The organism is Hominiventricola aquisgranensis, from assembly GCF_040096225.1.
In the GTDB taxonomy this organism is placed as follows: domain Bacteria; phylum Bacillota; class Clostridia; order Lachnospirales; family Lachnospiraceae; genus Hominiventricola; species Hominiventricola aquisgranensis.
Map to the genome: position 1 here is coordinate 1 of NZ_JBBMFC010000029.1, position 21,042 is coordinate 21,042.

At 48.8% G+C, this 21,042-nt stretch carries 19 protein-coding genes; 2 read left to right on the forward strand and 17 right to left on the reverse strand.

The window, feature by feature from the left end; translation table 11 throughout:
* Nucleotides 1–249: 249 nt before the first annotated feature.
* The 12 genes from WMO62_RS13430 to rho all read right to left on the reverse strand — a co-directional run bounded on the left by WMO62_RS13430 (nt 250) and on the right by rho (nt 13,180).
* Nucleotides 250–2,346: a glutamine synthetase III family protein gene (locus WMO62_RS13430; RefSeq protein WP_118510686.1), complete on the reverse strand. Its 2,097-nt coding sequence runs from the start codon at nt 2,344–2,346 to the stop codon at nt 250–252.
* A 274-nt stretch (nt 2,347–2,620) separates the two neighbouring features.
* Complete coding sequence (locus WMO62_RS13435; RefSeq protein WP_349144973.1) at nt 2,621–3,520, reverse strand: diacylglycerol/lipid kinase family protein; 900 nt, start codon at nt 3,518–3,520, stop codon at nt 2,621–2,623.
* Between the two features lie 82 nt (nt 3,521–3,602).
* A complete protein-coding gene (locus WMO62_RS13440; protein WP_349144989.1) occupies nt 3,603–4,106 on the reverse strand; it encodes a COG2426 family protein in 504 nt (167 codons plus the stop codon).
* A gap of 3 nt (nt 4,107–4,109) precedes the next feature.
* On the reverse strand, nt 4,110–5,165 hold the full coding sequence (gene hisC, locus WMO62_RS13445; RefSeq protein ID WP_349144974.1) for a histidinol-phosphate transaminase: 1,056 nt from the start codon (nt 5,163–5,165) through the stop codon (nt 4,110–4,112).
* Nucleotides 5,166–5,171: 6 nt separating this feature from the next.
* Complete coding sequence (locus WMO62_RS13450) at nt 5,172–6,074, reverse strand: DUF2156 domain-containing protein (RefSeq protein WP_349144975.1); 903 nt, start codon at nt 6,072–6,074, stop codon at nt 5,172–5,174.
* Nucleotides 6,075–6,992 carry a nucleotidyltransferase family protein gene (locus WMO62_RS13455; RefSeq protein ID WP_118440590.1) on the reverse strand — a complete coding sequence of 306 codons (918 nt, stop codon included), beginning with the start codon at nt 6,990–6,992 and terminating at the stop codon, nt 6,075–6,077.
* Between the two features lie 18 nt (nt 6,993–7,010).
* Nucleotides 7,011–8,345, reverse strand: a complete 1,335-nt coding sequence (gene glmM / locus WMO62_RS13460) for a phosphoglucosamine mutase (protein WP_118440588.1) — start codon at nt 8,343–8,345, stop codon at nt 7,011–7,013.
* A gap of 61 nt (nt 8,346–8,406) precedes the next feature.
* Nucleotides 8,407–9,480: a peptide chain release factor 1 gene (prfA, locus tag WMO62_RS13465; RefSeq protein ID WP_147601409.1), complete on the reverse strand. Its 1,074-nt coding sequence runs from the start codon at nt 9,478–9,480 to the stop codon at nt 8,407–8,409.
* Between the two features lie 18 nt (nt 9,481–9,498).
* The gene (gene prmC, locus WMO62_RS13470; protein ID WP_349144976.1) at nt 9,499–10,344 is read right to left on the reverse strand and encodes a peptide chain release factor N(5)-glutamine methyltransferase; all 846 of its coding nucleotides are present in this window, start codon (nt 10,342–10,344) and stop codon (nt 9,499–9,501) included.
* Nucleotides 10,345–11,379 (reverse strand): DUF1385 domain-containing protein, encoded by a 1,035-nt coding sequence (locus WMO62_RS13475; RefSeq protein ID WP_349144977.1) that lies wholly within the window; start codon nt 11,377–11,379, stop codon nt 10,345–10,347.
* 72 nt (nt 11,380–11,451) lie between these two features.
* Complete coding sequence (gene rpmE, locus WMO62_RS13480) at nt 11,452–11,655, reverse strand: 50S ribosomal protein L31 (RefSeq protein WP_147601406.1); 204 nt, start codon at nt 11,653–11,655, stop codon at nt 11,452–11,454.
* Nucleotides 11,656–11,851: 196 nt separating this feature from the next.
* The gene (rho, locus tag WMO62_RS13485) at nt 11,852–13,180 is read right to left on the reverse strand and encodes a transcription termination factor Rho (RefSeq protein ID WP_117497130.1); all 1,329 of its coding nucleotides are present in this window, start codon (nt 13,178–13,180) and stop codon (nt 11,852–11,854) included.
* A 223-nt stretch (nt 13,181–13,403) separates the two neighbouring features.
* On the opposite strand from rho, the gene mnmL reads away from it, so the two are divergent.
* Nucleotides 13,404–14,348 (forward strand): tRNA modification radical SAM protein MnmL/YtqA, encoded by a 945-nt coding sequence (gene mnmL / locus WMO62_RS13490; RefSeq protein WP_349144978.1) that lies wholly within the window; start codon nt 13,404–13,406, stop codon nt 14,346–14,348.
* A complete protein-coding gene (locus tag WMO62_RS13495) occupies nt 14,341–14,853 on the forward strand; it encodes a DUF4364 family protein (protein ID WP_117497069.1) in 513 nt (170 codons plus the stop codon). Before mnmL ends, WMO62_RS13495 begins: the two co-directional genes overlap by 8 nt.
* A gap of 54 nt (nt 14,854–14,907) precedes the next feature.
* On the opposite strand, the gene ytvI is transcribed toward WMO62_RS13495, so the two are convergent.
* The 5 genes from ytvI to clpP all read right to left on the reverse strand — a co-directional run bounded on the left by ytvI (nt 14,908) and on the right by clpP (nt 21,010).
* Entirely contained in the window at nt 14,908–16,062 is a 1,155-nt protein-coding gene (gene ytvI, locus WMO62_RS13500) for a sporulation integral membrane protein YtvI (protein ID WP_349144979.1), read from the reverse strand.
* Between the two features lies 1 nt (nt 16,063).
* Nucleotides 16,064–16,669 (reverse strand): ribosome biogenesis GTP-binding protein YihA/YsxC, encoded by a 606-nt coding sequence (gene yihA / locus WMO62_RS13505; protein WP_178753755.1) that lies wholly within the window; start codon nt 16,667–16,669, stop codon nt 16,064–16,066.
* 59 nt (nt 16,670–16,728) lie between these two features.
* A complete protein-coding gene (gene lon / locus WMO62_RS13510; protein ID WP_349144980.1) occupies nt 16,729–19,044 on the reverse strand; it encodes an endopeptidase La in 2,316 nt (771 codons plus the stop codon).
* A 149-nt stretch (nt 19,045–19,193) separates the two neighbouring features.
* Entirely contained in the window at nt 19,194–20,417 is a 1,224-nt protein-coding gene (clpX, locus tag WMO62_RS13515) for an ATP-dependent Clp protease ATP-binding subunit ClpX (protein ID WP_349144981.1), read from the reverse strand.
* Nucleotides 20,418–20,428: 11 nt separating this feature from the next.
* Entirely contained in the window at nt 20,429–21,010 is a 582-nt protein-coding gene (gene clpP, locus WMO62_RS13520; protein WP_117497080.1) for an ATP-dependent Clp endopeptidase proteolytic subunit ClpP, read from the reverse strand.
* Nucleotides 21,011–21,042 lie beyond the last annotated feature (32 nt).

Here is a 21,042-nt window from a genome sequence, read left to right on the forward strand (position 1 = left end):
TTCGGCTATACACTTCCCACTATCTGGGCATGTTCGGGACTTGCACCCGTTAGAGCGTGCCCATGGCGCGCAAACACGAAAAAGAGCCCATACGGGCTCTTTTTCGCAAATAGTTTCTATATTAGGAGAAGTTAAACTTGTTAACATATATATTAGGTACTCGTGGCACTTAGGTTCTCATTAGTAGATAGATATCTACACCACTCACACCTAGACTCACCTAAATAGCTAGAGTATCTATGCCGCTCACTACACCTCGAACATCATCTGTCCATAGGTCGGTACTGGCCAGTACTCACTGTCTACGATGGTCTCCAGTTCATCGACCGGTGTTCTAAGAGCTGCCATTGCCGGAAGGACTTTCTCATGGAAGTCTTTTGCGGACTCGGCTGCATCGGTAGCTGCTTTCAGGTTATCGAGAGCTTGCTGAGTATCTGCCAGCAGGGAGCTTGCTTTTACAAGAATGGTCTGCTGTGCGGTAGTATCAGCCTGTGCATATGCGTTCTTAACGGTACTCATGGAAGATGCAACGCTGTTGACATAAGCGATAACTGACGGAATGTACAATTTTGCAGCCATGTCGATCATGGTACGAGCCTCGATGTTGATCAGTCCTGCATACTCTTCCAGCTTGATCTCGCGGCGGGCTTCCAGCTCTCTCTTCGTCATAACGCCCAGTTTTTCGAACATCTCAATGCTGCTCTCATCTGTGTATGCCGGGATTGCATCCACGATACTCTTCACGTTCGGAAGACCTCTCTTAGCTGCTTCCTCTACCCACTCATCAGAGTAACCATTACCGTTGAAGACAATGTTCTTATTCTCTTTCATGGTCTTGTAGATGTAGTCAATTGCAGCTTTTTCAAAGTCCTCAGCTCCTTCCAGAGCATCGCATGCTTTGTTGAAGGATTCTGCCATCATGGAGTTCATAACCGTGTTTGCATCACCGATGGATACAGAAGATGCTACCATACGGAACTCAAAACGGTTGCCGGTGAAGGCAAACGGTGAAGTACGGTTTCTGTCGGTCGGGTCTTTTGGCAGTACCGGAAGGGTGCTGACTCCAAGATCCAGAGTTCCAACCTCTGCACACGGAAGCTGATCAAACGGAACACCTGCTACAATGGCATCTACGATCTCGCCAAGCTGATCGCCCATATAGATGGAAATGATTGCTGGCGGTGCCTCATTAGCTCCCAGTCTGTGATCGTTACCAGTGTTGGATGCCGCTGCACGGAGCAGAAGAGCATGCTTGTTGACTGCTTCCATCAGGCAGGCAAGTACACACAGGAACTGAAGATTCTTGTTCGGTTCTTTGCCCGGTTTGAACAGGTTCACACCATTGTCGGTTCCCAGGGACCAGTTGTTGTGTTTACCGGATCCATTGACTCCTGCAAATGGTTTTTCATGAAGGAGGCAAGCCAGACCATGCTTGGTTGCGGTGCTCTTCAGTACATCCATTACCAGGAAGTTGCTGTCCAGTGCTGCGTCAGCCGGTGCGAAGATCGGTGCGATCTCATGCTGTCCAGGAGCTACCTCGTTGTGCTGGGTCTTAACAGTGATACCCAGTTTCCAGAGCTGCTCATCCACATCTGCCATGAAATCTGCGATTTTGGTCTTCAGCGGTCCGAAGTACTGGTCCTCCATCTCCTGTCCTTTCGGTGCCGGTGCCCCGAAAAGAGTACGTCCAGCATAGATCAGGTCCGGACGCTCCAGATATTTTTCACGATTTACAATAAAATACTCCTGCTCAGGTCCAACATAAGAGCTGACCCTTTTAGCATCGGTATTTCCAAACATTTTTACAAAACGAACACCTGCTTTGCTGACAGCATCACATGCTTTGAGCAGCGGAGTCTTGGTATCCAGAGACTCGCCGGTGTAAGAGCAGAATGCAGTCGGAATACAGAGAATTCCATCTTTCACATATGCCGGTGATCCTACATCCCATGCGGTATAACCTCTTGCTGCACAGGTTGCACGGAGTCCGCCGGACGGGAAGGAAGATGCATCCGGCTCGCCCATCATCAGGTCTTTGCCGGAAAAGCAGTTCTCGATCTTGCCACCCTTCGGAATATCTGCGAAGGAGTCGTGTTTCTCAGCTCCGATACTTACAATGTACGGCTGGAAAATGTGTGTGTAATGAGTTGCTCCTTTTTCGATCGCCCATTCTTTCATGGCTTTTGCCACGATGTCGGCCAGCTCCAGCGTAACCTCGCCGCCCTCATTCATCAGTTTTACCATCTGCTTGTAGGTCACTTCCGGCAGACGTTCTTTCATAACAGCTTCGTTAAATACGTCCTGACCAAATACTTCAGCCACATTTACACTCATACTTCTCTCCATCCTTTCCTTGACATATAGCAACTTCCTTACTCCCGTCAGAGTTGTGATCTGCTCTGCAAACCCGGCTCTGAACAGCTGTCGTCAAATGTCCGTTCATGTAAGCATACTGTCCATTTTTCTCGTCGCTATAACAAAAAAAGATGCTCCACCCCTCAAAGTGGAACATCTTTGTTCGCTCAATCTTTATGTCAGAAGCTTTTGCTGCATCTGATGCTATTAAAATACACGATACCCCATAAAAATGCAAGTAGTTTTATTTTTTTTGTGACCTTTTTCAATTTCCGGCACGAATCTGCAACGCCTTTTGATGATTTTGAATAATGACATTTTGAGATTCACCGCCATATTCCCCATCCAGAGTCCAGGGGATCTCCTGCTGTGCTTCGATGGTTAACCGGGCAGTCCGAAATGAGATCATATAGTGTGTATCCATCTCTTTGAGTACGATGGCCGCCAGAATCTCCTGCAGTTCTGCCGCATTTTTCGGAAGGCGTACAAAAGTCACTTCAAATACACCATCATCAAACCGCACATTCTTTCCAATGATGCTTTTGAATCCGCCAACAGAACGGGAATTGGTCACCATTCCAAAGATGAAATCGCCTTCCCCGCTGCATTCCTCTGAGGAAAATTTCAGGTGATAAGACGGAATATTAGCAAGGCGCTTGACTCCCTCCAGAAGATAAGCCATATTGCCGAGAACGTTTTTCATATCCTGCGGCGTGGAATATGCCACATCCGTGAAGATGCCAAATGCTGCAATATATACAAAATGACTGTTGTTGAAAGTACCCACATCACTCAGGAAATCTTTTCCGGACACTGCCAGACGGGCGGCTTTCACCATATCCCGCGGAATCTTCAGACTTCTGGCAAAATCATTGACAGTTCCTGAAGGAATGTAGCCAAGCGGCAGCTTTTTCTGCCGGTGCATCATGCCTTCTACCACTTCATCCATGGTTCCATCACCGCCGCTGCACACAACCAGATCGTATTGATCTGACAGATGCTCGATCTTGCGGGTGGCATCCTTCGCCTCCCTGGTAGGATAGATGGTGATCTCATATCCCGCCTCGGAAAATACCTGAACGATGTCAAATAATTTTGAACGGATATTTCCTCTTCCTGAGTGAGGATTATAAACGAAAAACAATCTTTTTGCATTCTCTCCCATAACAGCCTCATCCTTTTCGCAGAACGCATATGCAAGTTTTACGCTTTATGCCGGTTTCCCAGCCAGTATGTGTTTCTAGTTCTTAGGGGATCAACGCTCCCAGCAGTCCATAGGACACGATGGACATGATCACTGATGCCAGTGCGATTCCCAGCAGCACCGCCGGAAATGCTTTTTTGAATTTCATGCCGAGCAGTGCAGCCAGCAGAGAGCCGGTCCATGCACCGGTTCCGGGAAGCGGAATCCCTACGAACAATACCAGTCCCCAGAATTCATATTTTTCTACCTGCTCACGCTTGCTCAAGGCACGTGCTTCCATCTTCTCAACCATGGGACGGAAGGTCTTCGTCTGTTTGAGCCAGTTAAAGATCGGTGTGATCAGCAGCAGGATGAACGGAACCGGAATAATATTTCCGATAATGCAGATCCACAGTGCTCTGGTAATATTGATGTTCAGCACAGATGCTGCCAGCAGACCACCTCTGAGTTCCAGGATCGGTACCATGGAAATGATGAAAACGATCATTTCCCGGGATACATGGCCGCTCAGCGCAGAGATCACCCATGACATAATTGATTCCATTATTTTTTACCTCATATAGTCTCTCAAAAATTCATAAAATGCTTCCATCTGCTCATCGGTTCCGATGGTCACGCGGAGATAATTGTTGATCCGCGGCTGGTCAAAGTAACGGACATAGATATCCTTCTGGCGCAGCGCCTGGAACAGTTCTTTCGCCGGGTAATCCGGATGGGTGATGAACAGGAAATTTGCCTTGGAGTCCGGGAAGGAGAATCCCATCTCTCCTAACACTTCCTTGGCATGCTCCCGGGTCTTCATGATCCGGGTGCGAGTCTCATTAAAATATGCCTGATCCTTCACAGCTTCCACGCCGCAGGCCAGAGAGGTCTGGTTCAGGGTGTAGGAATTGAAGGAATATTTTACGTCGTTTAAATATTTGATCAGCTTTGGAGAACCGATGGCAAAGCCGATCCGCATACCGGCCAGAGAACGGGATTTGGAAAATGTCTGTACCACCAGCAGATTCTCATATTTTTCCACCAGCTTCAGGGCAGACTCCGCACCAAAGTCCACGTATGCTTCATCTACGATCACGACCACATCCGGGTTGTGACGGATGATGTCTTCCACATCGTCAAGTCCCATAGCCAGTGCTGTAGGAGCATTGGGGTTCGGGAAGACGATACCGCCATTCTCCCCATAGTAATCTTCCTTGCGGATGCAGAAATTCTCATCCAGTGCCACCCGCGTATGTGGGATCCGGAATTCTTCTGCCCATACAGGATAGAAGGAATAACTGATATCCGGGAACAGGATCGGTTTTTCAGAGTTAAAGAAGGTCATGAATGCCATAGCCAGCACATCATCAGAGCCAACTCCCACAAACACCTGCTCCGGCTTTACGTGATAATTCTCAGCCAGTGCATTTACCAGTACAGAGGCTGCCGGGTCAGGATAACGACGCAGCGCATCCTCGTCTGGATGTCGCAGTACCTTAGCCACGCCTGGGGCGGGAGGATAGGGATTCTCGTTGGTGTTCAGTTTGATCATCTGCGGCCGGTTGGGCTGTTCTCCCGGTGTGTAGGGAGTCACCTTCCGGACATTCTCTTCCCATGTACTCATCTTATCTTATTCTCCTTTTAAGGTCGCAATACCTTTTTCCACCATAAATACCGGATGATAGGACAGCTTTGCAGTCCGCAGACCTTCTTCTCCTGTGTCATCCTCACGGTTCACATATTTGTACCCGGATACTTCATGCTCCAGAAACTGCTGGTTGATCAGCGGATAAGCACCTCTCACATCTGCATATGCCTTTTCGATGTGCACGACAAATGTATCATCACACACAGGCTCGCCCAGGGTAAATGCCACTACCTTTCCTCCTGCACGAAGGAGTCCGCCCTTCAGATTAAGTTCCTTAAACAGCCGCAGGGAGTTCAGCGTCACACACATCTCCTGATTCTTCTCCGGGTCTTCCTCACAGCCATTGGCTCCGCGCCATTTCAGAGCCATTTGAAAGCATTCTTCCACATTGGAATCCGTAATGGTCTCATATGACCAGTCCGGGTATGCTGCCTTGAACTGGTTGATATGGTTCTTCTTCCCGTGATATTTTTTTCCTGATAAATTGATCAGTTTTTCTGTCTCATAGACATAATCTTCATAATCTCTGGGCCAGGTCACCTGGAATTTTCCTGGGAAATAACTCTCCAATTCATTCATTTCTTCTGTACTGAGAGCATGCAGCTGAAACGGATATCCTTTTTCCTGTGCATCCTGCATCAGAAGCTCTACAACCTTTTTACGGTCCCCGGCTCCGATCGGATACGTATAAGAATAGGCACCTTCAGGGCCTGTCCGGAAAACTGCTGTTCCTTCGATCTCCGCCCAGCCCTCATTGTAGAAACGTGCCCACAGATAAACATTTGCAAATGTTCTCTCGCAGCCTCTGAGTCTGCGTTCAGACAGATGCTTCAGAATCGTCTCCCTGTCATCCAGTTCGGGTCTTCTGAATAAAATCTCCATCATTTAGTCAAACAGCCTTTCTTTATACACGCCGGCATCGATCAGTTCCCTGAAGGAACGGACTACCAGCGGCTTGTCCTCTTTATAGGTTACACCAAACCATTTGTCGCGGGATTCCAGAACAGTTACATTGCACACACCGGTCTGGATCAGCTGATCCACAACGGTAGGGATCAGATACTCACCCTTGGTCTGGTCTTTGAGTGCACCTAAAAATTCTGCAAATCCTTTTTCCAGAATGCCGAAGATCTCCGGAGTGAAGCCCCACATGTTCATGGATACCGGACAATGTGCCTGAACTGCTGTGAGACTTCCATCCTCTGCCTGTACGGCTGCACCTTCTGCGGTCTTTACGATATTTTTGGTCTCTGTTACTTTGGTCAGGTGACCCTGCTCATTGACACTGCAGATACCTCTGGTCACGCCGCCATTTTCACTTAAGGTATTTTCCAGAAGGAAGCCTGCCATGCAGAAATCCAGTTTATCACTGGCCGGATGTTCTTCCACCAGATAGTCATGCACTTTCACAAATGCTTCTTTTCCATAATAGTCATCTGCATTGATCACCGCAAATGGCTCATTCACCAGATCTTTACAGGAAAGGATTGCCTGACCGGTACCCCACGGCTTGGTTCTGTCGGCAGGTTTTGTGAATCCGGCCGGAAGGTCATCGATCTCCTGAAATGCATAAGCGGTCTCCACCAGCTTCTCCATACGATTGCCGATAATCTCGCGGAAATCTTTTTCCAGATCCTTGCGGATGATAAATACGACTTTATTAAATCCTGCTTCCAGCGCATCATGAATCGAATAATCCATGATGATCTCACCGGACGGTCCTACTGGCTCCAGCTGTTTGATACCGCCGCCGAAACGACTGCCAATTCCTGCTGCCATAACTACCAGTGTTGTTTTTCTCATGTTTCCCCTCCTGTATTCCTACATGATACTCTTCATAGTTTCAATTACTTTTCCAACATATTCTTTGCAAAGCTCCTGGGTGGTTGCCTCTACCATGACACGCAGCAGCGGCTCCGTACCGCTCTCACGCACCAGGATACGTCCGTCGCTTCCCAGATCTTCTTTCACCTGTTCGATCACTTCTTTTACCGCCGGATGCTCCAGCACTGCTTTCTTGTCTGTCACTCGTAAGTTCTCCAGCAGCTGTGGATAGATCTTCACCTCAGATGCCAGTGTTCCCAGTGTCGTCTTCTTCTCCAGCAGCACTTCCATGATCTTTAGGGAAGTCAGGATACCGTCACCTGTAGTCGCATGTTTGCTGAAAATAATATGGCCAGACTGCTCACCGCCCAGACGATAGCCGTTCTCCATCATATTTTCAAATACATATTTATCGCCGACCTTGGTCTGCTGGTAATGAAGTCCAACTTTGTCGCATGCCTTGTACAGACCAATATTGGACATGACGGTGGTAACGATCATATCATCCTTGAGCTGTCCGATCTCTTTGAGATATTTACCACACACATAGAGGATCAGGTCTCCATCGATTACATTTCCATTTTCATCTACTGCCAGGCAGCGGTCTGCGTCTCCGTCATAAGCGAATCCTACATCCAGTCCTTTTTCTTTTACAAATGCCTGCAGTCCCTCGATATGGGTGGATCCGCAGTCACGGTTGATGTTGGTTCCGTCCGGTTCGTTGTTGATCACATAGGTCTTAGCCCCCAGTGCATCAAATACACTCTTGGCAATGGAAGATGCACTTCCGTTGGAACAGTCAAGTCCTACACGCATGGTCTTGAAGGAACGTGTCGGCAGAGAGATCAGATAACCGATGTAGCGGTTACGGCCTGCAGAAAAGTCCACCGTGCGTCCGATATTTTCTCTGGTTGCAAATGGGATCTCTTCGGTCTTGCCATCAATATAATCCTCGATCTTCTGCTCCACATCTGCTTCCAGCTTGTAGCCGTTTCCGTTGATGATCTTGATTCCATTATCATAGAACGGGTTGTGGCTGGCAGAAATCATGATGCCGCAGTCAAAGCCTTCGGTCCTTACCACGTAAGATACGCTCGGTGTGGTGGTTACATGAAGCAGATATACATCTGCTCCGGATGCAGTCAGACCTGCTACCAGTGAGTACTCAAACATATAGCTGGATCTTCTGGTATCTTTTCCGATCACAACCTGTGCTTTGTGTTCCCTGCCATAGTACCAGCCAAGGAAACGACCTACTTTGTAGGCATGCTCAACGGTCAGATTTACGTTTGCTTCTCCACGAAAGCCGTCTGTTCCAAAATATTTTCCCATGTTTTGCTCCTTACTATCCTACTTAATATATTTTTTATAAGGTCATCTGACAGCGAAGACCTTAATCGTTCATATTTGCCAGCTTCTTTGCCTGATCGGCTGCGATACAGGCATCGATGATCTCCTGGATATCTCCATTCATGATCTTATCAAGCTTATACAGTGTCAGGTTGATCCGGTGATCGGTCACACGTCCCTGTGGGAAGTTGTAGGTACGGATCTTCTCGGAACGGTCTCCGGTACCGATCTGGCTGCGGCGCATCTCTGCCTCCGCATCATGTCTCTGCTGCTGTTCAATATCATACAGCTTTGCACGAAGCAGTGCAAATGCCTTTGCTTTATTCTGAAGCTGTGATTTCTCGGTCTGGCTGTATACCACGATTCCAGTCGGATAATGCGTAAGACGCACTGCGGAGTCTGTGGTGTTGACACACTGTCCACCGTTACCGGATGCACGCATAACGTCGATACGGATATCTTTGTCCTCGATCTTGATATCAATATCCTCATCTACCTCCGGCATCACTGCCACACTGATCGTTGATGTATGGATACGTCCACCGGACTCTGTCTCCGGCACACGCTGCACACGATGAACGCCAGACTCATATTTCATCATGGAATATGCGCCCTGACCATTGATCATAAAGGTCACGCTCTTCATACCGCCGATACCGATCTCGTCGCACTCCACGATCTCCGTCTTCCAGCGTCTGGACTCTGCATAATGCACATACATCCGATAAATCTCAGCTGCGAACAGAGCTGCCTCATCTCCACCTGCGCCGGCACGGATCTCCACGATAACGTTCTTCTCATCATTAGGATCCTTGGGCAGAAGCAGGATCTTCATCTCCTGTTCCAGCTCTATGATCCGCTTCTTCGCGTCAGACATCTCTTCCTTGAGCATCTCACGCATCTCATCATCAGACTCGCTCTCCAGCATGGCGAGACTGTCTTCTACGGTTTCCTGACATTTCCGATATTCTGTGTAGGCATCCACCAGCGGCTGCAGGTCAGACTGCTCCTTCATCAGCTTGCGGAAACGATTCTGGTCATTGACTACCGACGGTTCGGTCAGTTCGTTGGTGATCTCTTCAAACCGTCTTACCAGATCTTCCAGTTTATCAAACATCTTTTTTCCTCCATATCATTAACCACAGTACACGCCGCTCACGACCCGGTCAAGTCCTGCCAGATCCTGAATCACGCGCACCTCTGCAAAATGTTCCTTCATAAGGGCGCTGACTGCTTCTCCCTGATCGTAGCCGATCTCGAAGAGCAGCCGTCCGCCTTTTCTTAAATACTGCACACTCTCTGCCGTGATCTTCCTGTAAAAATCAAGGCCGTCTTCTCCGCCATCCAGTGCCATACGTGGCTCATGGATACGCACCTCTTCTTCCAGTGTCTCCACCACTGCTTTTTCAATATATGGTGGATTGGACAGAATCATGTCATACTGCCCCTGCACTTCTGCGAAGAGATCGCTGTGCAGAAATGTGGCTTCTACCTGAAGCCGCCCGGCATTTTCTTCTGCCACCTGCAAAGCCTCTCTGGACAGATCCACACCGGTTCCGTGAAGGATTCCACGGCACTTTTTCTCTCCCAGCTTCAGAACGCTCAATAAGATGCATCCCGATCCGGTACACACATCCAGAATGTCCATGCCGCTCCTCACATAGTTCAGTGCCTCTTCCACCAGCACCTCGGTGTCCTGTCTGGGAATCAGCACATGTTCGTTGACCTTGAATGTAAGGCCCATAAACTCCTGCTCCCCGGTCAGATGCTGCAGCGGAATGTGGGTGCTTCTCTTGTCTATCATCTGACGGTACAAGACTTCCTGTTCCTGCGGCACTTCCCGCTCTGGGTCCAGAAAATACTGGCTGCGGCTCACACCTGTCACATATTCCAGCAGATACCAGGCGTCCAAATCCCACTCTGCGATCCCGGCATTCTGAAGAATCTCTCTTCCTTGTTTTAATAAGGTTCCCAGTGTCATCTACAGATCCTCGATCTTGATCTCATCCAGCTCCTCCAGTTCCGGTACGTCTGTCTGCCCGGATTCAAGCTCCGGTACATCCGGTTCCAGCTCCTCCAGCGGCTCCTCCTCTTTGAGTCCCTGGAATGCTCTCCAGTCAAAGACTGCTTCCACTGCTGCGATGGCAACCTCGATCATGTCATCATCCGGCTCTTTGGTGGTCAGCATCTGCATCCCTTTGCCCGGAAGACTTAAGATCCGCATGACAATATTGTTGCTGCGTCCTGCCAGGCGAATGAACTCATATGCCACTCCGGCAATGACCGGAACCAGCAGCACACGGACGACCACTCGTGCCACCGGTGACTCTACCCGAATGAAGATAAAGAAAATAATACTGATCACCATAACGATGAACAGAAAGCTGGTGCCGCAGCGCGCATGATAACGGGAGCTTTTCCGCACATTTCTCACACTCAGTGCTCTTCCGCGCTCAATGCAATTGATACACTTGTGCTCTGCACCATGATACATATACGTTCTGCGGATATCCTTCATAGAAGAGATCAGTGCCACATAGAGAATGAAGATTCCCATGCGGATACAGCCTTCCACAATGGCCAGCAGTGTATTGGATACGATAAATTTCCGAAAAAGTCCGGACAGGAAGTAGGGAAGCAGCATAAAGATCAGCACTGCCATGATCACAGAAAATGCCACGGTCGCTCCCATCACTACTTTCTCTGCCTTCTCACCAAACAGCTTCAGAAGAAATTTCTCAAATTTTCCCGGCTTTGCCTCTTCTTCCTCATCCTCATAAAAGCTTGCGGACCAGGACAGAGTCTTCATTCCCAGGATCATAGAATCTATAAAATTCACCATTCCCCGGATCAACGGCAGCTTCGCCCAGGCTTTGTCTCCTGCAATACCAACATACTCGTCAATCTTTACCTCGATCTCGCCGTCCGGTCTTCTCACGGCTACGGAGTACTGGCTCTTATTTTTCATCATAATGCCTTCCAGCACTGCCTGACCGCCTATTCCTGATGGTTTCAATATTTCACATCCTTTGGTTTAATTAAAAATAGGTTGAGATTACTTCTAACCTCAACCTTACTTTTAGCAATCTTATTTGCTGATACCATATTTACGATTGAACTTATCAATACGTCCGCGGGCTGCTGCCACTTTCTGCTGTCCAGTGTAGAATGAATGACACTTGGAACAGATCTCCACATGGATATCAGGTTTGGTAGAACCGGTAACAAATGTGTTACCGCAGTTGCAGGTTACGGTTGCCTGATAGTACTCCGGATGGATTCCTTCTCTCATATTCTTTTCACCTCTCTTATTATTCGTGAACTTCCAGCACAGGTGCTGATTCCCGGCCAATACCGCTCCGATACTTCCACGGTAAGATATCCCGGGCTAACCCCGCAAGTCCCTGCGGTTCTCTGATTGCCTGTGGGCAATCACCTACATTAACCATTAGATTATAGCACAGGCACATGCCTGATGCAAGAATTTCTTAGAAAAATCTTGTCTGTTTTGCATTTTGTGCAAATTCTTTATTGTCTTTGGTCCGTGAGAACAGGTTGAGGATGGTCTCTACGGCATCATCTGCTTTCATTCCATTGAGTGCTTTACGGATATTGTCCATAGCCTGCTGTTCGTCCGGATCCAGCAGAAGGTCATCTCGACGGGTACTGGATTTGGGAATATCGATAGCCGGGAAGATTCTCTTCTCGGACAGCTTCCGGTCAAGCACCAGTTCCATATTACCGGTACTCTTGAACTCCTCGTAGACCACGTCATCCATCTTGCTGCCGGTATCAACCAGAGCCGTTGCAAGAATGGTCAGGCTTCCGCCTTCTCTTAAGTTTCTCGCTGCACCGAAGAAACGCTTCGGCATATGCAATGCAGCCGGATCAAGACCACCGGACAGGGTACGTCCGCTTGGCGGAACGATCAGGTTGTAGGCACGGGCCAGTCGGGTGATGCTGTCCAGAAGGATCACTACGTCCTTTCCTGACTCTACCATACGCTTTGCACGTTCGATCACCATCTCTGACACTCTCTTGTGGCGCTCAGCCAGTTCATCGAATGTAGAATAGACAACCTCCACATGCTGTCCCTCGATCGCCTCTTTTACATCCGTAACCTCCTCCGGACGCTCATCGATCAGAAGGATGATCAGATACATCTCCGGATTGTTGGTGGTAATAGATTTTGCCACTTCTTTCAGAAGGGTTGTCTTACCTGCTTTCGGAGGAGCTACGATCATACCACGCTGTCCTTTTCCGATGGGTGCGATCTCATCCATCACACGGACTGCCGTACTTCCTCCTTTCCGTTCCAGACGAATCCTCTGATTCGGGAAGATTGGAGTCAGATCTTCAAAATTCGGACGTTTTGCATTTACATCCGGATTCAGATCATTCACGCTTTTCAGATATAACAATGCACTGAATTTTTCTTTTTCCGTCTTAATCTTCGTATTTCCAACCAGGATATCACCGGTCTTCAGTCCGAATCTACGGATCTGTGCCGGAGATACGTAGACGTCATGCTCTCCCGGAAGATAATGATCACTTCTGATAAATCCAAAACCGTCTGCCATAACTTCCAGAATACCGGTCACGGTCTGTCCACTGTCCAGCTGTTCCATATCAGCCACGGTGCGTCCGCTGTCTGCAGCCTGCGCTTTCACTGACTCTGCAGCTCTTTCCTTCTCGTCTTCTGCCAGCATCACCTGGATCACAGCCTCTTTCCGCATGGTAGAGGTTCCTTTGATGCCTCTGCTCTTAGCCACATCTCTTAATACTGCCAGAGAAAGAGACTCATATTTTTCTTTCATATTATCTGCCATAAAATCCTCCTGCGATTTTTTCTTCGTCATCTGTTGTCTTAACTAAATGGGGAAATGTTCCGCCTGACGTGCGAAATAGTTGTATGGAATCTGTCTGTCGATGAATACCTGTCTTTCTTCACTAACACTATTTTTAGTATACTCTCTTTATCCCTAAATGAAAAGGGAAACTTTCATTGATTTTTATTTTTTCCTATGATAGATTGAATATATGAGACTATGGAATGACAAACCTTACCACTCTCTGGACTATGAGTTAAAAAAACGGTTCGGAGAAAAAGTATATCGACTGGCGTTAAACGGCGGCATGACCTGTCCTAACCGGGACGGCACTGTAGGTCACGGAGGCTGCATCTTCTGCAGCGGCGGCGGTTCCGGCGAATTTGCCTCCGATCCGGCCCTCTCCATCCGGGAACAGATTGAATCCGGCAAGGAACGGCTCTCCCACAAACGCCCGGTCAATGCATACATTGCCTATTTTCAGGCATTTACCAATACCTATGCACCGGTGGATTATCTGCGGACCATCTTCACAGAAGCCATTGCCCATCCCCAGGTGGTATTATTATCTATCGCCACCCGCCCGGACTGCCTGCAGCCAGAGATCGTGGAGCTGCTGGCCCAGTTAAATCAGATCAAGCCTGTCTGGGTGGAGCTTGGACTTCAGACCATGCACGAAGATACCGCCCGTGATATCCGGCGCGGTTATCCCCTGTCCGTCTTTGAGGATGCGGTGAACCGTCTGCGTGCGGCTGGTCTGGAAGTGATCGTCCACACGATCCTCGGACTTCCCGGAGAAGACCAGGAGCGGATGTTTGAAACCCTGCATTATCTGAACGATCAGGATATTCAAGGCATAAAGCTCCAGCTTCTGCATATTTTGAAAGGGACAGACCTGGCAGTCCGCTACGCGGAAGACCCGTTCCACGTATTTACTATGGAGGAATATGTGAAGCTGATCCCCGCCTGCGTGGAGATCTTACGCCCTGATCTGGTCATCCACCGGCTGACCGGTGATGGTCCTAAGGATCTGCTCATCGAGCCCCGCTGGAGTCTGGCAAAGAGAACTGTGCTGAACAGTATTCACCGGGAATTCCGCCTGCTGGATACGTGGCAGGGAAAAAAATATAGAAAGAAGGAGACACCCTATGGCTGATACGCTGAGTTTATATAAACTGATCATTCTGAAAATGCTGGAACAGGTGGAATATCCGCTGACCAATTCTCAGATCACCGAATTTATTCTGGACAAAGAATACACCAATTATTTCACCGTTCAGCAGGCACTCTCCGAGATGGATGAGACCGGTCTTGTAAATGTGACTACCAAGCGAAATAATTCTCTGTATCACATCACCGATGCCGGAAAAAATACACTGGAATTTTTTGGGAATAAGATCTCTGATGCGATCCTGACAGATATTCACAATTACCTGGAGGAACACAAGATCGCGATCCGTGAAGCTCTGTCTACCACCGCTGATTATTTTGTAGGAAATAATGGCGAGTACGTGGTACGCTGCCGCGTTCGTGAGCAGGATTCCAATCTGATCGACCTGACTTTCCAGGTTCCATCAAAAAAGCAGGCGGAATCCGCCTGCAGTCACTGGGCTGAAAAAAGCCAGAATATTTATGCTACGATCATGAAAGAACTCTTGTAAACCTTCAGAGTGCATCCGCAAATGCAATTTTGCGAATGCACTCTGAAGGTCATTTTATCCTCTTCTCAATGTATGAATATCTTCTCTCAATTCTTTGATGCTTTTCAGGATATGGTCGAATGCGCCTGCCTCCGAAAGCTTCAGGATGATCAGCCCCACCGGAACTGCAACGATCATGCCGATCAGACCGGCAGCACGCCAGCCAATGAACATGAATACCAGTGTGGTCAGTGTATCTATGCCGATGCTGTCACTCACCATCTTCGGCTGGATCAGCTGTCTTGTGACCTGAGTCACGGCATAGAGGATCACCAGTCCTGCTGCCAGCGGGAGATTACCGCACAGCACCAGATACAGCGCCCATGGAATCATCACTGTTCCGGTTCCCAGCATAGGCAGGAAATCCAGAACCGCAATGATCAACGCAAGGAATACTGCATACTCAATTCTCATGACCAGGAATCCAACAAATAGAATGATTCCTACGATTCCCATGATCTTAAACTGTGCACGGAAATATCCGCCCAACGCATAGGTGAGTCGATTCCATACCAGCTTCAGCTGTTCTGCTGTATCCGTTGGAACCAGCTTTCTCGCCATCTTCTGGATCCGGTCTCTCTGCGCAATAAAAAAGTAAGCGAACAGCAGAGTAAATAAAAACGATATCAGAATTGACGGAATGTTCTTTGCCACATTTCCTGCAGCACCTACCGTAATGCTTCCCAGACTTCCGGCAATCTGTCCCAGATTGGAAGTGATCAGATCCGTCAATTGTTCGATCTTATCACTCATCTCCGGAGACATACGGCCAACCATCTGCTGCAGCTGGTCTCCCAGGTGATTCAGGCTATCCAGCAAGGTCGCATAATAAGCCGGGAAACGCTCCACGATCTTCGCGCCTTCATAAAACAACGCAGTGATCCCATAATAGCATCCCAGCACGATCAGCAGGATCGCACCTAAGATCACCACAAAGGAACTGTGCTTCCGCACAATGTGCAGCCGTTTCTCCAGAAATTTCACCAGTGGATTGGCAATACAGGCGATCAGCCAGCCCAGCACCACCGGCATGAAAAACTTCAGCAGTGCCGGTCCTGCCAGTATCAGGAACAGGACTTCCGCAAGGAAGATCCCCACATTCAGTACATTTCGTCCGATCCGCTTTATCAACACTGCTCCCTCAGTTGTTTTATGCGCATCTTCGCTCATCTTATACTCCTTCTTCCGATTCATCCTCTCTCAGAGAATTGATGACCTCCCAGATCTCATCACGACCCTGTTTGGTCTCTGCAGAGAATGGGATCACTTTTGTTCCAGGCAGCAGATTCAGTCCTTCTTTGATCGCTTTGATCTGCTTCTGCACCTGACTTCTCTTGATCTTATCCAGTTTTGTAGCAATGATAATGGGTTCAAATCCCTGATGGACCACCCAGTCATACATGGTCTTGTCATTGGCCGACGGGTCATGACGGATGTCAATGAGCAGAAACACTGCACGCAGCTGCTTTGATCCATGCAGATACCGCTCGATCATTTTACCCCATTTTGCTTTGATCTCATTGCTTACTTTTGCGTAACCATAGCCCGGCAGGTCCACCAGGTACAGGTCACCGTTTACTTTATAAAAATTGATGGTCTGGGTCTTACCCGGCTGGGAAGATGTCCTGGCCAGGGACTTCCGATTCAGAAGTCCGTTGATCAGGGAAGATTTTCCCACGTTGGATTTCCCCGCAAATGCCACTTCCGGCCATTCATTTTCCGGAAGCTTGCTGGTGATGCCGCATACGGTCTCCAGCTCTGCCTGCTTGATGATCATATATTTTCTCCTTTCCCGATCTGCATTGTTCAAGGCTGCGACGCCTGCGCAGTCCTTCATTACTGCACAAATGCATGCGAGATTACATCATTCATATTCTGTGCATAGACCAGTTCCAGTCCGCCGGTGATCTCTCTGGACAGCTCTTCCACATCACGGCGGTTTTTCTCCGGTACAATAACAGTCTTCATGCCAGCCCCTTTCGCTGCCAGAAGCTTCTCCTTCAGGCCGCCGATGGGCAATACCCGTCCACGGAGAGTGATCTCTCCGGTCATGGCCACATCTGCCCGCACCGGTTTATTTAACACTGCAGACAACATGGCTGTTGCCATGGTGATTCCTGCTGACGGACCATCCTTCGGCACTGCGCCTTCCGGAATATGGATGTGGATGTCATGCTGCTGGAAATACTCCGGATCCAGCTCATAGTCATCGCTGACGGAACGGATGTAGCTGATTCCCGCCTTGGCAGACTCCTGCATAACATCTCCAAGCTGTCCGGTCAGTTCAAATTTTCCTTTACCAGGCATAAGGTTCACTTCGATCTCCAGTGTATCTCCGCCTACGCTGGTCCATGCCAGACCGCGGACAATCCCCACCTCATCGTGCTCAGCCTTCATATTGGTCTCATAGATGCTTTTTCCCAGATATTTCTCCAGATTACGCTCCGTGATCTGAACCTTCTTCCGGTTCTTCTCCAGAATCTCCCGGTCTGCTTTTCTGCACAGGGATGCAATCCGCCTCTCCAGTGCACGTACACCGGATTCTCTGGTATACTCATGGATGATCTTCTGCATCGCCTTCTCACTGATCTGAAATCTGCTTTCATCCAGTCCATGCTTCTTCATCTGCTTCTGCATCAGATGCTCCGTGGCGATGTGGTATTTTTCATTTTCAGTATAACCACTGACCTCGATGATCTCCATACGGTCAAGCAGCGGTCTCGGTACGGTGCTCAGATCATTTGCTGTACAGATAAACATCACTTCTGACAGATCCATGGGGATCTCCACATAATGATCCCGGAATTTGCTGTTCTGCTCGCTGTCCAACACCTCCAAAAGTGCTGAGAAGGTGTCTCCCTTATAATCTGCGCTGACCTTGTCGATCTCGTCCAGCACCATCAGCGGATTCTTCACACCTGCCTGACGGATACCATCCACGATACGTCCCGGCATGGCTCCGATATAGGTTCTGCGATGTCCGCGGATCTCCGCCTCATCATGAACGCCGCCCAGACATATGCGTACGTATTTCTTATTCAATGCTTCTGCAATAGAACGGGCTACCGATGTCTTACCAGTTCCAGGCGGTCCCACCAGACAGAGGATCGGACTCTCACTGGCATCCAGCATCTTGCGGACTGCCAGAAATTCCAGAATACGCTCTTTGACTTTTTCCAGTCCATAGTGCTCCTTTTCCAGAATATCTTCCGCCACTTTCAGATCCAGCCTGTCTTCGCCTCTCTTGTCCCACGGAAGATCCAGCAGTGTCTCAATATAGCCGCGGCTCACCGATGCCTCTGCAGAATTAAAGCCTGCATTCAGAAATCTCTGGATCTCTTTCTCAATCCGCTCCTTCACTTCATCAGAAGCTTCCAGCTTCTCTACCGCTTCACGAAACGTCTCCGCTTCTGTATTCGGGCCATCATCGCCCAGTTCCTCCCGGATCACCTTCATCTGCTCCCGCAGATAATATTCCTTCTGCTGCTTATCTACCCGCGCTTTTACCTTTTCCTGCACGTTTCGGCGATATCGTTCGATCTCAATCTCATTATTCAGGGTGATGCACAGCATCTCGTAACATGCGGACAGGCTCTGTGTCTCCAGTAGACGCTGCTGCTTCTCCCAGTCAAAGGGCGCATGTACCATAACCTGTGTGATCATATCCTCCAGGGTTCTGCTGTCCAGCACCTGACGCACCAGTTCCTTACTGTTTCTGCTGGCTCCTTCGCAGTAGGTCTGAAAGATCTCCTTCAGATTGCGAAGCATGGCTTCCTTTCCAACCAACGGCAGATCGCCGAAATCTTCCGGCTCCGACTCCTCCACCTGAGCATTCAGATACTCACCGGTCTCAAGTTCCACCAGTCTGGCCCGGAACATACCTTCTACCAGTACCCGTAATATATTGTGCGGCATCTTCACGATCTGCTTGATCTCCACGACCGTTCCGTATGTAAACAGATCCTCCTGCTCCGGCGCATCTGTATCCGGATCTTGCTGTGTCACCACAAACAGATTCTGCTTCTGAGACAATGCCTGCTCCACAGCCTTGATCGATCTGGATCTGCTCACGTCAAAATGCGTAACCATCTCCGGCAGAACAACCATTCCACGCAGTGCCACCGCAGGAATCCTGTATTCTGTTGTCTCCATCTGCCATCCTCCTTCTTTATCTAAAAAAGCCGTACCACACGGACGGCTGCCGTGTGTATGTTAACACACCAGCCTGTCTTGTGACACGGCTCCCTCATTTAATTTCTTCAACAATTTGGAACCGTCTTCTCACGCTTCTAAATTGTCACTCATTTTCTTGCTATCATCGGGACTCCGCTGCCATCCACCGCTTCTTCTGTGATGGTACAGCTCTCAATCGTGTCATCCGACGGAATCGTAAACATCAGATCCATCATGGTCTCTTCCATAATAGAACGCAGTCCTCTGGCTCCTGTCTTGCGGGCAATGGTCTTATCCGCAATGGCTTTCACCGCATCATCTGTAAACTTCAGATCCACGCCATCCAGTTCAAACAGCTTCTGATACTGGCGGACGATGGAGTTCTTCGGCTCCAGCAGAATACGGACCATATCATCTCTGCTCAGTGGATCCAGAGATACAGAGATCGGCACACGCCCCATGAACTCTGGAATCATACCGAATTTGATAAAATCCTCCGGCAATGCATTTCGCAGAAGTTCCCCTACATTTTCCTGACGCTTGTCACGGATATCTGCATTAAATCCGATGGACTTCTGATCCATACGTGTCTCAATGATCTTATCCAGACCTTCAAATGCTCCACCGCAGATAAACAGAATGTTGGTGGTATCGATCTGGATCAGCTCCTGATGGGGATGCTTTCTTCCACCCTGAGGTGGTACGGATGCAACGGTTCCCTCCAGGATCTTCAAAAGAGCCTGCTGTACGCCCTCTCCGGATACATCTCTGGTGATGGACGGGTTCTCTGATTTTCTGGTGATCTTATCGATCTCGTCAATATATATAATGCCTTTCTGGGCACGTTCGATGTCATAGTCTGCAGCCTGAATGATCTTCAGAAGGATGTTCTCCACATCCTCACCCACATATCCGGCCTCAGTCAGAGTCGTTGCGTCTGCAATGGCAAACGGAACGTTCAGAATGCGGGCCAGAGTCTGTGCCAGAAGGGTCTTGCCGGAACCGGTAGGTCCAAGCAACAAAATGTTGCTCTTCTGCAGCTCCACATCCAGATCCTGCTGTGCAAGGATTCTCTTATAATGATTATAAACTGCCACGGACAGTACCTTTTTTGCATTTTCCTGTCCGATCACATATTCATCCAGAAAGCTCTTGATCTCTTCCGGTTTGAGAAGATGGATATCTTCCTCAGATGTGTGATTGTTCTCTTCCTGCATCTCTTCTTCAATGATCTCTGAGCAAAGTTCTACGCAGGCATCGCAAATATAGACGCCATTTGGTCCCTTCAAAAGCTTCATGACCTGACTTTCTGTCTTGCCGCAGAAGGAACACCTGATTTCATTTCTAGCCATGTGTGTCTCCCTTAGTGTCCTGCAATTACCTGATCGATCAGTCCGTAGGACTTCGCCTCTTCAGCAGTCATATAGTTATCGCGGTCAGTGTCGCGTACGATCACATCCAGCGGCTGACCGGTGCGCTCTGCCAGAATACTGTTCAGCTTTTCCTTGGTGCGCAGAATGTGTTTTGCTGCGATCTCGATCTCCGTTGCCTGTCCCTGTGCTCCGCCAAGCGGCTGATGGATCATGATCTCTGCGTTCGGAAGTGCAAAACGTTTGCCTTTTGCACCGCCTGCCAGAAGAAATGCACCCATGCTGGCTGCCATACCAATACAGATGGTAGACACGTCGCACTTGATATAATTCATAGTATCAAAAATTGCCATGCCGGCAGTTACAGAACCGCCCGGGCTGTTAATATACAGATGAATATCTTTTCCCGGGTCCTCGGACTCCAGGAACAGAAGCTGAGCCACGATCAGGCTGGCTGTGGTCTCATTTACCTCTTCTCCAAGGAAAATGATACGCTCCTTCAGCAGTCTGGAGTAGATATCATAATTTCTCTCTCCTCTGCTGGTCTGTTCAATCACATAAGGTACTAATGCCATTTATTTGTCCTCCTCCTGAATGATGTAACTCC